At 68.4% G+C, this 13,412-nt stretch carries 14 protein-coding genes and 3 pseudogenes; 6 read left to right on the plus strand and 11 right to left on the minus strand.

Annotation, left to right across the window (positions count from 1 at the left end):
• Positions 1-913 precede the first annotated feature (913 nt).
• A pseudogene (locus tag ABZY13_RS22680) lies at positions 914-1,441 on the minus strand (aminotransferase class V-fold PLP-dependent enzyme); the annotation flags it as partial.
• A 95-nt stretch (positions 1,442-1,536) separates the two neighbouring features.
• Between ABZY13_RS22680 and ABZY13_RS22685 the strand changes: the two are divergent.
• Positions 1,537-1,860: a hypothetical protein gene (locus tag ABZY13_RS22685; protein ID WP_356633530.1), complete on the plus strand. Its 324-nt coding sequence runs from the start codon at positions 1,537-1,539 to the stop codon at positions 1,858-1,860.
• A 130-nt stretch (positions 1,861-1,990) separates the two neighbouring features.
• Here ABZY13_RS22685 and ABZY13_RS22690 read toward each other — a convergent pair whose 3' ends face one another.
• From ABZY13_RS22690 to ABZY13_RS22705, 4 genes are all read right to left on the minus strand, one after another.
• On the minus strand, positions 1,991-2,317 hold the full coding sequence (locus ABZY13_RS22690) for a nucleoside triphosphate pyrophosphohydrolase (RefSeq protein ID WP_356633532.1): 327 nt from the start codon (positions 2,315-2,317) through the stop codon (positions 1,991-1,993).
• A 235-nt stretch (positions 2,318-2,552) separates the two neighbouring features.
• Positions 2,553-2,915, minus strand: coding sequence for a hypothetical protein (locus ABZY13_RS22695; RefSeq protein WP_356633534.1), 363 nt, complete (start codon positions 2,913-2,915; stop codon positions 2,553-2,555).
• A complete protein-coding gene (locus ABZY13_RS22700; RefSeq protein ID WP_356633536.1) occupies positions 2,912-3,568 on the minus strand; it encodes a class I SAM-dependent methyltransferase in 657 nt (218 codons plus the stop codon). Before ABZY13_RS22700 ends, ABZY13_RS22695 begins: the two co-directional genes overlap by 4 nt.
• 71 nt (positions 3,569-3,639) lie before the next feature.
• Positions 3,640-4,140, minus strand: coding sequence for a hypothetical protein (locus tag ABZY13_RS22705; protein ID WP_356633538.1), 501 nt, complete (start codon positions 4,138-4,140; stop codon positions 3,640-3,642).
• Positions 4,141-4,350: 210 nt separating this feature from the next.
• On the opposite strand from ABZY13_RS22705, the pseudogene ABZY13_RS22710 reads away from it, so the two are divergent.
• Both ABZY13_RS22710 and ABZY13_RS22715 read left to right on the plus strand, forming a co-directional pair.
• Positions 4,351-5,104 (plus strand): annotated as a pseudogene (locus tag ABZY13_RS22710) (DUF6879 family protein).
• Between the two features lie 10 nt (positions 5,105-5,114).
• A complete protein-coding gene (locus ABZY13_RS22715) occupies positions 5,115-5,966 on the plus strand; it encodes a helix-turn-helix transcriptional regulator (protein ID WP_356633540.1) in 852 nt (283 codons plus the stop codon).
• Positions 5,967-6,096: 130 nt separating this feature from the next.
• Here ABZY13_RS22715 and ABZY13_RS22720 read toward each other — a convergent pair whose 3' ends face one another.
• The 4 genes from ABZY13_RS22720 to ABZY13_RS22735 form a co-directional block, all read right to left on the minus strand.
• The gene (locus tag ABZY13_RS22720) at positions 6,097-6,972 is read right to left on the minus strand and encodes a hypothetical protein (protein ID WP_356633542.1); all 876 of its coding nucleotides are present in this window, start codon (positions 6,970-6,972) and stop codon (positions 6,097-6,099) included.
• 111 nt (positions 6,973-7,083) lie between these two features.
• Positions 7,084-7,647, minus strand: coding sequence for a GNAT family protein (locus tag ABZY13_RS22725; protein ID WP_356633544.1), 564 nt, complete (start codon positions 7,645-7,647; stop codon positions 7,084-7,086).
• An 83-nt stretch (positions 7,648-7,730) separates the two neighbouring features.
• Positions 7,731-8,336 (minus strand): hypothetical protein, encoded by a 606-nt coding sequence (locus ABZY13_RS22730; protein WP_356633546.1) that lies wholly within the window; start codon positions 8,334-8,336, stop codon positions 7,731-7,733.
• A 161-nt stretch (positions 8,337-8,497) separates the two neighbouring features.
• Positions 8,498-9,283: an SUMF1/EgtB/PvdO family nonheme iron enzyme gene (locus ABZY13_RS22735; RefSeq protein ID WP_356633548.1), complete on the minus strand. Its 786-nt coding sequence runs from the start codon at positions 9,281-9,283 to the stop codon at positions 8,498-8,500.
• Between the two features lie 56 nt (positions 9,284-9,339).
• Here ABZY13_RS22735 and ABZY13_RS22740 point away from each other — a divergent pair, with 56 nt between their 5' ends.
• The 3 genes from ABZY13_RS22740 to ABZY13_RS22750 all read left to right on the plus strand — a co-directional run bounded on the left by ABZY13_RS22740 (position 9,340) and on the right by ABZY13_RS22750 (position 12,213).
• Positions 9,340-9,507: a hypothetical protein gene (locus ABZY13_RS22740; RefSeq protein WP_356633654.1), complete on the plus strand. Its 168-nt coding sequence runs from the start codon at positions 9,340-9,342 to the stop codon at positions 9,505-9,507.
• Positions 9,508-10,116: 609 nt separating this feature from the next.
• Complete coding sequence (locus ABZY13_RS22745; RefSeq protein WP_356633550.1) at positions 10,117-11,340, plus strand: helix-turn-helix domain-containing protein; 1,224 nt, start codon at positions 10,117-10,119, stop codon at positions 11,338-11,340.
• Between the two features lie 321 nt (positions 11,341-11,661).
• Positions 11,662-12,213 (plus strand): hypothetical protein, encoded by a 552-nt coding sequence (locus ABZY13_RS22750; protein ID WP_356633552.1) that lies wholly within the window; start codon positions 11,662-11,664, stop codon positions 12,211-12,213.
• A gap of 480 nt (positions 12,214-12,693) precedes the next feature.
• Here the strand turns inward: ABZY13_RS22750 and ABZY13_RS22755 are convergent, their stop codons facing one another.
• Positions 12,694-13,191 (minus strand): SAM-dependent methyltransferase, encoded by a 498-nt coding sequence (locus ABZY13_RS22755; protein ID WP_356633554.1) that lies wholly within the window; start codon positions 13,189-13,191, stop codon positions 12,694-12,696.
• Positions 13,192-13,263: 72 nt separating this feature from the next.
• Positions 13,264-13,398: pseudogene (locus ABZY13_RS22760) on the minus strand (Tat pathway signal protein); the annotation flags it as partial.
• Positions 13,399-13,412 lie beyond the last annotated feature (14 nt).

Below are 13,412 nucleotides of genomic sequence, written 5' to 3' on the forward strand. Positions count from 1 at the left end.
GGCGTGCCGCCGCGGCTCACCCGTGGCAAGACTGATCAGTCCAGTGCTCTGGTGGAAAGCGGGAAGCGGCGATGGACTGGTGGACGAGGAGCGCCTCTTCAGGCGGACCCCGGTACGGCGCCATTGGGTGAAGCTGGCCGACTGCGCCGAGCCTGCTGGCCTCGCGCGCCGGCATGTACGCGAGGTTGTGAAAGAACGTGCTTAGCCAGAGCGGGTGGACGACGCCGTTCTGGTCGCCTCGGAGCTCGTGGGCAACGCGCTCAGGCACACGGTCGGCGGACCAAACTGCATGTGCGTGGAAGTGTACCGGGACACAGCGGTTCTCAAGTCCACGATGCGGAACGGGATCTCCGGTCGAGTTGTCGGACAGAGTGGTCTCGGCCTGCTGCTCACCGGCGGGTTGGCCTCGGCGTGCAGCACTCGCCCCACCGCCGCTGATCCCGCCGCGGCAACGACCCGAACACATCGGCAACGAACTCCGCCAACTCATCCCGGAGGCGCTCCACTTCCCCCAACCTCATTCCGGGAAGTTGCCCACGATCAGCCGAGATCACTCAACGTAACGAAGCACTACTAGCCAGTCTGCGTGTGTTGCATAGGTTGACGAACAGAGCGCGAGGCCGGGCTCCCAGTCGGTTGCCCAGGGTCACATGGCCTCACTTTTGAGAGGCCACGGCCCGCAGCGTCTCGACCGCCGTAGCGGTCAGCCGACGAGTGCGGTGAGTCGTGCGTGGATGACCGGGCCCGGCGTATGCGGGGCGAGCTGGGGATCTTCCTTCAATGCCCTAATCATCCCGTTTAAGGATAGTGAGGTCACCCCCGCGCCGAGGCCCGGCCGGGCGAGGTTCGAAGGCCGCCCCGGAGGGCCGCGGGGGGGGTCTTCCCGCGAGGGCGGCCTGGTTCGGGTGGCGGGTCAGGACGCGTTGGCGGGCGCCGGCATCAGGGTGTGTGCGGTATGGGTGATGAGGTCGGCGGCCTGGTCGATGTCGGTGTCGGTGGTGGTGCGGCCGATGCTGAGGCGGAGGGTCGCGCGGGCCTGTTCGCGGGTGAGGCCGATCGCGGTGAGGACGTGGGAGAGTTCGCCGCTTCCGGTGTTGCAGGCCGAGCCGGTGGAGGCGGCGATGCCGGGGATGCGGTCGAGGAGGTCGGTGGCCTCGATGCCGGGGAGGGTGAGGCTGAGGTTCCCGGGCAGTCGCCGGTGCGGGTGACCGTTGACGGTGGCGCCGGGGATCGCGGCCCGGAGGCGGTCTTGGAGACGGTCACGCAGGGACCGGGTGCGGGTCGGGGGCGGGACGGCGTCGGTGGTGACGAGGTGGGCGGCGGCGCCGAAGCCGACAGTCGCGGGAACGTTGGGGGTGCCGGCCCGCAGGCCGCGTTCTTGTCCGCCTCCGGTCTGCTGGGCGGTGATGCGGGTGCCGCGGCGGATGTAGAGGGCGCCGGTGCCCTTGGGGCCGCCTGGACGCCGAAGGGTTCGACCCGCACGACGGTTTCGGCCGGCCCCGCCCCGAGCGGACCCGCTTCGACCTGGTCACCTCGATGTTCGTCCTCAATGTGCTGCCCGACCCCTGGCAGCGGATCCAGGCCCTCAAAGACGCGGCGTCCGTCGCCCGTCCCGGCGGGCATGTCGTGGCCGTCACCCGCTCACCCGAGGAGATCACCAAAGCCGCCACGGACGGCGGCTGGACGGCCCACCACGACGGCTTCTGGTCCAGCCAGAGCAAGGGGACCTTCCAGCGCGGCATCGACCCGGGCGAGATCACCGCACTCGCCCGCCGGGCCGGACTCGTCCCCGCCGCCGGTGCCCCCGTGCTCCCGCTGACCGGCGTGTGCCATGCCGTCCTGACCAAGCCCGAGGCGTGAGGAGTACCCGCTCTCGTCCCCAGCCGCGTACCGACTGGTGCATGAAGCCGCGTACCAGCCAACGTCCACAGCCGCGTACGCAGTTGTGCACGAAGTCGCGTACCGACTCGTCGCCGAGGACGGTCGGCGGTCAGCGGTTGCCCGTCCAGACGATCCGGTCGGCGAAGCCGCCCCGCTCACCCGCCTTGGCCTCACGGATCTTCTCCAGCTGATCCGCGTCGACCCCCAGGTCTGCGGCGAGTGCGCGCACGACCTCCAGCACGTCCGCGAGTTCCTCCGGCGCCGAGTCCTCGTCCGCCTCAAGGAACTCGGCGACCTCCTCGCCGAGCTTGTCCCGCAGCCGGCCGCGGTATTCCTCCCGGCCCGCGGTGTAGGTGACCGGCTCGGCCCCGTCCTCCCGGATGATTTGCGGAATCCGGTCCCGCACCAACTTGCCGTGCCTGCTGTAGGGCTCCACCCGTACTCTCCCGCACCTGTCTTCGTAAGGCGGTCGCCAGACGCCGCCCCTTCATGCCGCCGCAGCCTAGGGAAGTCACCTCAGAACTCGCCATGCGAACCGCCGATCCCACCCGTTCGGAGGGGCCCCGTGCCGCCGCAGCGGCTCGTCACCGCCGTCCCCGCGGCGAAGCGGGCGGCGGGTTCGCCCGCCGGAAGGGGCGGCCCGCTGCTGTGGCGGGGTGGTGGGCAGGACCTCATCCCGTTCGGCCAGGGCCTCGGCCCGTTCCCTCGCCAGCTGCTCGATCGCCCACCAGCTCCGTCAGCTGCCGCTTCTTCTTGCGGACCCGGGCCAGCTCCTCGCGGAGCTTGTCGAGCTCGGCCTCAGCCTTTTTGACCGGCTCACTTCTGTGCCGGGCGGCCTCGAACTCCGCCTGATACTTGGCCATCAGCTTGTTCGGATACCTGTGCGTCAGCAGCCACCGCTTGATCTGGGCTTCCTCGGCCAGGTCAAGGATGGTGCGCTTGCCCGAGCAGTGCAGCGGGGTCCCGGCCAACAGCCGGTCGGCTGCCATCCGGAGTTTGACGCATAGCTCCTGCGGCGGATCCGGGTCCGTCACGGAGCGACCGCGCGCACGAGGAGCGTCCCGATGTGCCCCGGGTGAGGCGCGTCGAGCACCTGCGCGTCGGCCGTGGCGAAACCGGCTCGGGTCAGCAGGCGTTCCCAGACGGCCGGCCGGTAGCTGTAGCGGTAGGTGAACATCGCCTTTCCGGCGAAGCCTCCCTTGTACATGCCCTGCGGCCCGTGCGCGCCCGGGATGGCGGGCGGCTGCGAGAACACGAAGACACCGCCGGGCCTGAGCCTTTGGCGGACAAGGGGGAAGAGACGGCTCGGGTCGGTGAACCAGACGGCTCCGAAGATCGAGTAGACCGCGTCGTACACCTCTTCGTGCCCGCTCAGGTACTCCAACACCTCGGCGCACACGAACTCCGCGCCCGTGCCATGCCACTTCGTCGTGGTCTTCTCCACCATGACGGGTGACAGGTCGACGCCCCGGGCGACGATGCCGCGCTCGGCGAGGTGGGCGAGGGCGCGGCCTGTGCCGCAGCCGATCTCCAGCACGCGGCGCGGGTCGCCCAGCAGTTCCGGGCCGGGTCCGTGACCGGCGTACTGGGTCCAGCAGAAGCCCGGCTCCGCGTCTGCCTTGAAAGCGGAAGCGGCAAATGTGTCCCACAGCTCCGTCTCGGCGGCGATGTCGTGTTGTGCGGGCAAGGCGATTCCTCTTCGCAGGGGCCGGCCCCTGTCATCGGCGGGACTGACGGCAGGGGCCAGGGTAGGGCTGTTCAGTGGCTGTCGGGGACCTTGTTGTCGCACGGTGAGCAGTCCGTGCCGTCGATCGCCCACAGCTCCTCGTCGATGTCGAAGCCGATGGACTTCAGGAAGTCCGCCGAGCGCAGGCACAGGCCGTCGCGGCGGCGCTCGATGAACGGGGCGTGGTGCTTGTAGCGGCCCTCGTTGTACGCGTCGCAGAGGGCCCACCACACGGGTGTGTCGAGGATGAGCTGGTGGACGCCGATGTCGACGAGCTTGCCGACCCCGAGGTGGACCTCGGGGTGCTCCATGCAGCCGATGGTGTACATGACGGCGTTGCCGAGGATTCGTTCGGCCATGTCGCGGACCATCGTGTCGTCGCGCAGCAGGAGGGCCACCTCGCGGTCCCAGAGCGTCATACCGCCGTCCAGCACGTTGACCGTGAGGTGCCTGATCCAGGGCTGGACGGCGTTGAGCAGTTCCTTCGGGTCTCGCGTGCGGGTGCTCAGGGGGCGGTCGAGGGTGACGGTCATGGGCTGCTCCTTCGTGGAATGGGCGTGCCGAACCTCTACAAGCACGCTAAAAGCTGAGCACCAGCCGGCAGTACACTGTTTTCTCGAGTTTTCTCACTGCGGCCACGAGATTGCTGACGTTTTCTGCTGAACCCTGCCTGACTCCGTGGTACCGAGCCGGACCACCGACCATGCTGAGGGGATCAACACCCCGCGAAAGGGAGAGCGTCCATGGTTCGTCGGTTGCGCTTCACCGGCACGGACAGCAAGGTCGACGGTTGCCCCGCCCTGCACACTGACCAAGGCACCGGCGAGATCATCGTTCAGGGCACGCCCGTCACGGACCCCGAGGACCTCGCACAGCTCCGGCACTTCGGGGCCGGTGAGGCAGCGGTGGCCGTGCCGCGCGAGCTGCTCGTGAACTGGGGGCCGAAGGAGATGGAGCGGGTGCCCGGAACTCGTGGACCGGGCCACCTTCCGCCGCCTGTTCGAGGCCTTCGAGCACACCGCCTGGCGGCTGGAGACGCGGCGCGGCTACGCGTCGGACCGACAGGACCCCGACTTCCAGGCGTTCCTGGCCACCGGCTCGTCGCCCTGCGACCCCGACGAACCCTGGTTCGTCACCATCAAGGCCCAGACGGACGCCGGCAAGACGGTCGGCCGGGTACGCATCGCCGATGCCCCGCCCACCACGGAACAGCTGTTCCTGCTCGACTACGCCCGGCACAACGCCGCCTTCGGCGAGGACATCCGGTATCTGTGGCGCAAGGACGCCGAGCGAGCCGGTCTGCCCGCCGAGGACTTCTGGATCTTCGATTCACGGCTGGTCGCCCTGCTGCACTTCGACGACGGGGACAACCTGCTCGACATCGAGCTGATCACCGAACCGGCTGAGGTCGTGCGGTACGCCATGGTCCGCGACGCGGCGATGCACCACGCCGTCCCGCGCGACCGGTTCGCCGCGCAGGTGACCACGACCGAATAGCGCATGACCGGTGAGCACCGACTATCAGCAGGCACGAGCGGCGTTGGGTGCGCGGCTGCGCGAAATCCGCTTCACATGCCCCGGTGGTCGGCTCACCGGCCAGCAGCTCGCGCAGCGACTCGGCTGGCCGGGCTCCAAGGTCAGCAAGCTGGAGAACGGCAGGCAGACGGCTACCCCCGAGGACCTGCGGGCGTGGGCCGACGCGACCGAGCAGCCGGGGGTGTACCCCGAACTCGCCGCTCGGCTGGCCGGATTCGAATCGCATATCAGGTCATGGCGCCGAGCGCTGGCGAACGGCTTCAAGCCCCTTCACGAAGGGCTGAGCGCCGAGATCGACCGCACCTCTGTCATGTGGATCTGGGAAGAGTCGGTAATCGCCGGATTGCTGCAGACTCCGGAGTACGCCCGGCATGTCATCCAGCGGTACTCGGAGCTGCTGGGCGGAGCCGACGACATCGAAGCGGCCGTCCGCTCCCGGGTGCAGCGCCAGGAATGGCTGTACCGGTCCGGGCGCAAGCTGCACGTGGTGATGTGGGAGGCCGCGTTGCGATCACTGATCTGTCCGCCCTCGGTGCTGGCGAGCCAACTCGACCGCCTCAACGGCATGATCGGCATGGACACGGTCGAGCTGGGTGTCATCCCCTTCACGGCGTCCGTCAGGATCGTGCCTGCCAACGGCTTCTGGGTGCTCGACGACCGACTGGTCGTCGCCGAGGACTGGCATGCCGAACTGTGGCTGGACGACGCCGACAACATCACCTTGTACAAAAAGATCTGGAAGACACTCAGCGAGTCGGCAGTGTACGGGGCTGACGCCCACAGCGTCATCGCATCGGCCCGCCGCTCCCTGAGCCCACGGTGATGGCGTTGCGGGCGTGTGTCCTGGGCGAAACATCGCGAGCAGCTGTAGCGCCAGCGCACCCGGCCCACACCTCCGTTGAAGGCGGAAGGCCGCTCCCTTGAGGCGGGCGGCCAGGAGGGCTGTCGCGGCGTCAGGGCCTGGGATCCTCCAGCTTGACGGCAGTGGCGTTCGGGGCGTGCAGTTCAGCGTCCGCCGGGGCGAGCGTCTCGTGTTCTTCCACGACTTCGCCGTCTACGACGTCTCCCTCCGGCACTCGGTGCGACGGGTCCGCCAGGGGCAGGCCGGCGAGGTGCTTCTTGAGCCTCTTGGCCATCGGAAGGTAGGTCGCGAGAGTGAGCCCGCCGGACACGACGGCCCCGACGACGGGGATGGCTTTGGAGACGCCCTTGGCGAAGGACTGCTTGGTCATCTGGACACCGAGGTAAGCCGCGGACTTCTTCACGATCGGGTAAATGACACCCTTGGTGAGCGCCTTCTGGGGCAGCTTCTTCGCGACCTGCTTCGACATCATCCCGGCGACCTTGCCCACGGCGGCGTTCGCCGACTGGGTGCCGAACATCACGCCGAAGAACAGCGTGAGCACCCCCATCGTCGCATCATCGACGCCCTCGCCCTCGTCGGCGAACAGATCGGGCCAGCTATAGAGGTAGGCGAGCTTCTGCGCGATGCGCAGCATGTGGCCGACGTACTGGGCCAGGTCGGCGGGCACCGTGGCTGGCAGGGCGAGGATGCCGGGTATCCCAGTTGCGGCCGATAGGACGCTGACTTTGGCGGTTTCGTAGCGGATGGAGTCGTTGGCGACCTTGTCGAGGAGCTCGACAGTGATGCCCGCGGCAGCGGGAGTCTCCTCTATCGCTCGTCTGATCTCTTCCTCGGAGCAGTGGCGAGCGAGCGCACTTCGGAGGTAAGCCTCCCTGTGGATCCGCACACCGGGGAGCTTCGCCGCCGCCAGCAGCACCGCGAAGAAACGCGACTCGGGGTTCTCGACCTCTTTACCCTGCTTCATGGCAGGAACCTACAGTACCTCCGAGCTGCGAGGATCAGCATGAATCAGCTTCGTTGAGACCTCGTTATGAGGTGGCGGTAGCGTGAGAGCCGGCTTCCTTCACGGTGCCGATCACCGTCCGGGAAGGCGGCGGACTCTCCATTCACGATCGAGCATGGCGTGGACGACGGAGTCTCGCCACTGCCCGGCCTTCTGGATGTGCTCGCGAATGACGCCCTCCTCGACCATGCCCGCAGCCGTCATCGTTCTGGCTGACGCCTCGTTGCGAGGTGAGCGCGCGCCCCAAATGCGGTGGAGGCCGAGTTCCTCGAAGCCGAGGCCGAGGAGGAGGCGGACGGTTTCCAGTCCGTTGCCGACGCCCCAGGCGTCGGGGTTCAGGGCGAAGCCGAAGGTGGCTCCACGCTGCTGGTGCGGGTCCAGGGCGAGGCGGCCGTACCCGATCAACCGGGCCGTTTCGCGTTCCACGACCGCCAGCGCGTACTCCGTCCGCGGCGCCGCCCTGGCGGACGTAATGGACCTGGCGACGATCTCGGCGACCTGCTCGCGGCTGCGCGGCTCGAACGACAGATGCTCCGTGGCCTTCGGGCTGCCGTACACAGCGTACACAGCCTCGGTGTCACGGTGCGTTAGTTCGCGCAGTGCGAGGCGAGGGGCGGTGCGATTGACCGGGTACATGGCACCGGACCCTATCCGCGCGGGACCGCCAGGCGTCCTGCCGCGGGGAAGGCTTCGATTCGTCGGCCTCGGTCCGAACGCCCTCAAGCAGGTGGCGTCCCGGCTGCAACGGCGAGAGCGGCGTCTGGCACGCCGACGTCACCGACCACGAAGCCATGACTGCGGTCGCGGCCGAGGTGGGGGAGCGGTTCGGGAAGGTCGCCACGACCAGGTCTCGGGCCGAGCGCGGTGAAGTCGGTGTCCGTCAGGCCCTTGGCGGAGTCGACGTGGTGAAGCAGTGCCGGCCCGGAATGACTGGCATCGACCCACAGACGATCCATGGCGCTGATCTCGTCGTCGACCCAGATGAACGGTCGGCCATTGGCCCACTCGACGAGGTGTCGGGTTTTCCAGTGCAGGCCACGCGGGCCCTCGTCGGCAGAGGCCGGCCACTCCACCAGGGGCAGGCTGGGCAGTCCGATGCGTGGTGAGACGACCTCGTTCGCCTCCTCCATCCAGGTCGTGGCCCACACGAGATGGCATCCCAGAGCTGTGAGGCGAGATCCGAGCCCAGGGTCGAGTCGCGGCAGCAGCGGGTTTCCCGAGGCGTCCGTGACAGCGGCATGAGGGCAACCGGACGACGGCCCGAACGGGATCAGTGGACCGTCAACGTCGAGGCCAAGGAGGGGACGCTCCGTCGCGCTTGTCACGACGGCACGATAACCCGGTGTAGCAGGGGACTCCCCATCGCGGGGGCCGTCCGGAGTCGCTCGGCATCGGCAAAAGTCGGCGCACACAGGCCCCTGTCCGCGATTTTTCCGTCGGTAGGGGACCTGGCGCCGTGCCGGAGTTCCCAGGGCGCGCGTCTTGTCTACGTGCTGTCTCCCTGCTCAGCATGCCCGTGATTGGTTGGCACGGGTGCCACTGGGCGGACCGCGGTGAAAATCTCGAACTTGGAGCGGGTGGCGGAGAGCAGCAGCAGCCATTCGTCGCAGCCCTGCCACGGGAAGAGGTCACCACCGCCCCCGCGCACCACCCGCGGCCCATCCCCGGTGCGGGGGCGTGTGTCCATCGGCGCGTCCGTGAAGTGCGGAATCCATACGTCGGCGCAGATCTCGTTTGATGAGCCCATGGCCGCCAGCCCGAAGGCGTTCTCGGCCGCTGCCGTGCGTTCCTCGTCGGCGAAGTCGTCGAGCACCTGGTCCTCGTCCGGCCTGTTGTCCCCGCGGAAGGTCAGGGTGGTCGTACCGGCCCGGGCCGCGTACTCCCACTCCGCCTCGCTGGGCAGCCGGAACGGCAACGCTTTGAGCAGGTCGTCCAAATCGTCCTTGAGTCGGGCCGTGCTCGCATCCGAGTCAGCGAAGCTGTCCTCGTACTCAGGCAGCCAGTGCCGTACTTGCTCCACCGTGAGCGGATGCCGGGCGATCAGGAACGGCTCGACCCGTACCTCCCGCACCGGGCGGGTCTGGCCTGCACCGGCGAAGAACGCTTCGAGATCGTCATCGGCGCCGTCGGCCTGCTCGATGGCGCGAACCGCGTCCAGCTCCGCGTCGGACAAGCCCATCCGGAACGTCCCGCCGGGCACGGCCCGGAAGACCACTCCGGAGGGATTATGCCGCCAAGCCGGTCGGCCGGCCATGATCTCTTGAGCCCACATGGTGCGGACGCTAACAGTCGGGCATCCCGGATGAAGGAGGGACGCAGGAAGGGAGCGTGGCCGACTGGTCACTTTTTGGACATCGCGGCGCTGCATCACTACCGCACCAGCACCTCGTCCAGCGCATCGGACGCGGCCTGTGGCACATCCAGTACTGCAGCGACCTCATAGACGGCTGTGTCGCCGAGACCGGCCTGACCGTCAGATCCACCACTATCTACTGACCAGTGACCCGGCCGTCGGCGAGCGAATGGCTGCCCTCTTGCGTGAACTGCTGCGTACCCCCGACCGCGGCCCCATCCTGGCGTTCGCTACCACCCACCCAGAGGGCCCGCCTGACCGCCACCTCGGCTCCGCCCCACGCCCCCTACCCCCGGCCCGGGCTCTGCTCACCTGAGCCGACGTCAGCGCGCGGATTCCAGACCAGTTCGTCTACGAACCCGCCGCCTTGGCCCCGTGCCGGCACGCCTGCGAGGTACTGGGTGAGCTGTCCGTCATAGGCGAAGGCGGACGCCTCGGCGACGCGCGGGTCGGCGTGTATGGCCCTCCTGGCGCGCGTCGAGCGGGCCTCGCCGATGGCCCTGTGCCTCATCACCACCGCGGTGCAGCTGCGCTGGGCCGCGGGCCGTGATTCGAGGGCTGGCCGGCGACGGCGTTCTATTCCGTTCGACGGCGGCAGGTGGTCGCCGCCGATACAGAGAAAGTCTGGGTGTGAGCTGGCCGTGCACGACAACGCCCCGTGACTTCTCACAGTCACGGGGCGTTGTTCGCGCTACCGTTTTGGGTGTCGAGGTCAAAACGGAGGCTCCAGTATGGCCCAGAATCATAGTCCGTTGGGAGACGCCGTCCGCGCCCACCGCAGGACGGCCGGGTTAAGCCAAGAGCAGCTTGCCGAAGATGCCGGTCTGTCGGTCGGCACGATCAGGAAGATCGAACAGGGAAGTCACGCCCGGGTGGAGACGCTGAACCAGATTGCTCGTGCGCTGGGCATTGAGACGTCCGCGCTGTTCGCGCCGGGCACGCCGCTTCCGGTGGTGGAGGACGGCGCGAATCGGCAGCTCCTGTCCCAGCTGAGGCAGGCGCTCATGCCGCCGGTGGGGATCTCCGAGACGTTGGTGGACCCCGGCCAGGTGGAGAGCCTGTCGCAGATCCGCCAGCGGGTGGAGGACGGTCTCGCGCTGTACGAGGCTGACCGGTACGACTCAGTGGCTCAGATGCTTCCCGGACTGCTGCGCACGGCGGAGGCGGCGGTGTCGGCCGGGGATGAGGAGAACCGCCGGGAGGCGGTCATCGTACGGGCTCACGCCCTGCTGTTGGCAGGGAAGTACCTCACTCAGGTGCGGCAGTACGACATGGCCTATCAGGCCTTGGTGGACGGCATCCGGCTCGCACGCGAGCAGGAGGAGAAACTGGCTGCGGCCACGGGCGTCATTGGCCTGTGCTGGCTGTTCCTGCGGCAGGACCGGTTCGATGAGGTAGTGCAGCTGGCGGCCACGACGGCGGAGGCGATTGAGCCGCGGTTCTCGGAAGCGACGACAGGGCAGTTGGCGGCGTGGGGCGAGCTGTGTCTGCGTGTCGCGTCCGCTGCGGTGCGCAACAACCAGCTGGATGAGGCGGCCGAGGCCCGGCGGATGGCGGCGGTCGCGGCATCGGCAGTCGGCCATGAGCACGAGGACTACACGACTCACTGGGCGCGGTTCGGTCCGGTCACGGCGGAGCTGAAAGCCGTGGAGGATATGTCCCTGGCGGGGGATGCACACGGGGTCCTGCGGCGCACGGACGAAGGGCTTCTGTCTCGTCGTGCGATAAGGGCGGTGGGTCGGCCTTCCACTATTAACTGGAATCGGCACCGGCTCGACGTGGCCCGCAGCCACGTCCTGGTGGGGTCCACGCAGGACGCCATGGACGAGCTGATCCGTGTCCGGCGCACTGGGGGCGCCTGGATTCAGCACCAGCCCATGGCTCGCTACGTCATGGAGGACATCCTGAAGACGCGGAAGCGTACCTTGACGCGGGAGATGCGGGAGATGGCGGTCCATCTGAACGTCCACGCCTGACAAATCAACAAATCTGCTACGCAGCGTGGTAGTTCGTTGACGGTGGGCGGCGAACTACCACGCTGTTTGTATGGTTCAGGTCACACCCCGGTCGTACGGTCCATGCATCAGCTAGAGACCTACGCCAGGGACGTGAGTCATGCGTAGAACAACTGCCGACCAGCGGCGACGCCGGGCGCTGGCGGACGCAGCGGCGACCGCCACCACGCCCGTGACGGGGCCTTGCCCGGTCCGCTCCCTCCCCACGAAACCGCCCCGCTCCGCCCACGACGACCGGTCCCGTCCGGCCGGCTTACCGGACATGGATTCGGAGGCGGACGGATGACCAGCAGCCTGTACGTGTTGAACGGCGCCGACCGGGCCCGCCGCGAGGCTGCGGAGAGGTGGCTGCTGCGCGCGGCCCGGGACAAGCGGGATGCGCTTCACCAGTGGAGTCGCGGGGTGGCGCTCCTCGTCGCCGGCCGTACTTGGGACGTCGTGCGCGTGCCCTCCGCCATGCTCGATCCTGGCTTCGACCACACGACCGAGCCGGCGGCGCTGCTGTCGTGTCTCACTCGCCTGCGCCTGGTCGGCCTCGCCTTCTGCGACCCGTGCCGACCGTTCCTGTACTTCCTCGTGCCGCCCGGCACCGACGCGCATTGGCCGCACCACGAGTTCAGTCGAACCCAGATCGCCTGCCTCGGGGGCACCCACGACTACGAGCATCACGTCGGCGTGCCCAGCATCGACCGCACCCAGCGACCGGGCCGGTTCTGGGTGGTGCCGCCGGACAGCGTGACGCACCCGTATGTCAATGCCGACCACCTGCTCGCGGTGCTGCGCCAGAAGCTGGCCGAGGCCGAGGCCGCGACCGCGTCGGCTGGCGTCCAGTGAGCGCCCCCGCTGTTGAGGAGTGGTACCGGTTGATAGGCGACCCTGACGTCCGTCCTTAACGCCCCGCACAGCTGGGCGCCATTCGACAGCGAAGCGCTGGACGAAGCCTGCACGGTGCTTAATGTCGCGAGCGGCTACTGGGACAAGAGCCCTTCGCCGTATCCCCGAGTCGCCCCGCTCAGGAACGCCGTTTCTCAGCCCCGCGCTCCCCGGCTCCGCCGTCGGCACCCTGGTGTCCGACAGCCGGAGAGGTTCCCTCAACCCACCCCACTTGCTCGACCCGCCCCGCCCCCTGCCCCGCCAGGATCTTGAAAGACAGATGGTATGACTAGCCGCTTACACGTAGAGGATTGCGGCCTGATCGGAGACATGCTGGCCGCCTCGCTGGTCTGCCGAGACGGCTCGGTCGACCGGTTACGCCTGCCGGCCGTCGGCTCAGAGGCCTCCTTCGCCACTGCGGGCAGAGTTCAAGCACCCCTCCTACGCCGAGGGCCCGGGGGGTCGGTCGCCTGCCTTCGCCCAGTAGTCAGCGAGCATCTCGCTCGGCCAGGCGGGCTGGCGAATGGCACCTCGAGGGCCCATCTCCCGGAAGTACGGGGCAAGGTCCACGACCGGCGTCCCGTCGACCGCGTCGAGATCGGTCACCAAGAGGTCGCGACCGTCCGCACCCAGCAGTCTTGGGTAGCTGACTGCCAGTTGGTTGGGGCGCCGGTGGTTGCGATGGACACACGTACCGGTCGCCGGCCAGCTCGGGTTCCCGCGAGGGCTGCGCGCGTGGAGCTGAACGTCTTCCGGTCTCGCCAGGTGGAAGCGCCAGGTCAGCGTCAGGTGGGAGAACTCCTCGATGCCCTGCAGTGTTTCGAGCGGGAAGCTGTCGTTGAGTCGGATGATCGATTCGACCCCGCCCTGGTAGTCGTCCTGAACGCGGGTATGGCCCCCGACGACCGTTGCGATCGACTCGACCTCGTACGTTGCCATCGGCGCTCGTTCCTCTCCCACGCAGTCGCGTGTCCGGCAGCCGCCGTCCGTGGCGGCGGACCGGCCTCGTGGTCAGCCTATGGCGCGCAGCATTTGGCCCGCGCGGCGATCCAGTGCGGCAACGTGGCGGCCTCTGCATTGCCGGACGGGCGAGAGGTCGCTCTGCATGCGGACGATGACGTCGCGGGCGCGGCCGGACTGGACCCCCGCTTCGGCTCCGA

The sequence above is a fragment of the Streptomyces sp. NPDC006610 genome (assembly GCF_040611575.1).
Taxonomy (GTDB): domain Bacteria; phylum Actinomycetota; class Actinomycetes; order Streptomycetales; family Streptomycetaceae; genus Streptomyces.

Bases quoted from the DNA above. Each gene is read 5' to 3' on its own strand.
- ABZY13_RS22755 (WP_356633554.1), bottom strand. From the start codon at position 13,191: ATGGCAACGTACGAGGTCGAGTCGATCGCAACGGTCGTCGGGGGCCAT.
- ABZY13_RS22735 (WP_356633548.1), bottom strand. From the start codon at position 9,283: ATGTGGGCTCAAGAGATCATGGCCGGCCGACCGGCTTGGCGGCATAAT.
- ABZY13_RS22750 (WP_356633552.1), top strand. From the start codon at position 11,662: ATGACCAGCAGCCTGTACGTGTTGAACGGCGCCGACCGGGCCCGCCGC.
- ABZY13_RS22705 (WP_356633538.1), bottom strand. From the start codon at position 4,140: ATGACCGTCACCCTCGACCGCCCCCTGAGCACCCGCACGCGAGACCCG.
- ABZY13_RS22725 (WP_356633544.1), bottom strand. From the start codon at position 7,647: ATGTACCCGGTCAATCGCACCGCCCCTCGCCTCGCACTGCGCGAACTA.
- ABZY13_RS22720 (WP_356633542.1), bottom strand. From the start codon at position 6,972: ATGAAGCAGGGTAAAGAGGTCGAGAACCCCGAGTCGCGTTTCTTCGCG.
- ABZY13_RS22685 (WP_356633530.1), top strand. From the start codon at position 1,537: ATGTTCGTCCTCAATGTGCTGCCCGACCCCTGGCAGCGGATCCAGGCC.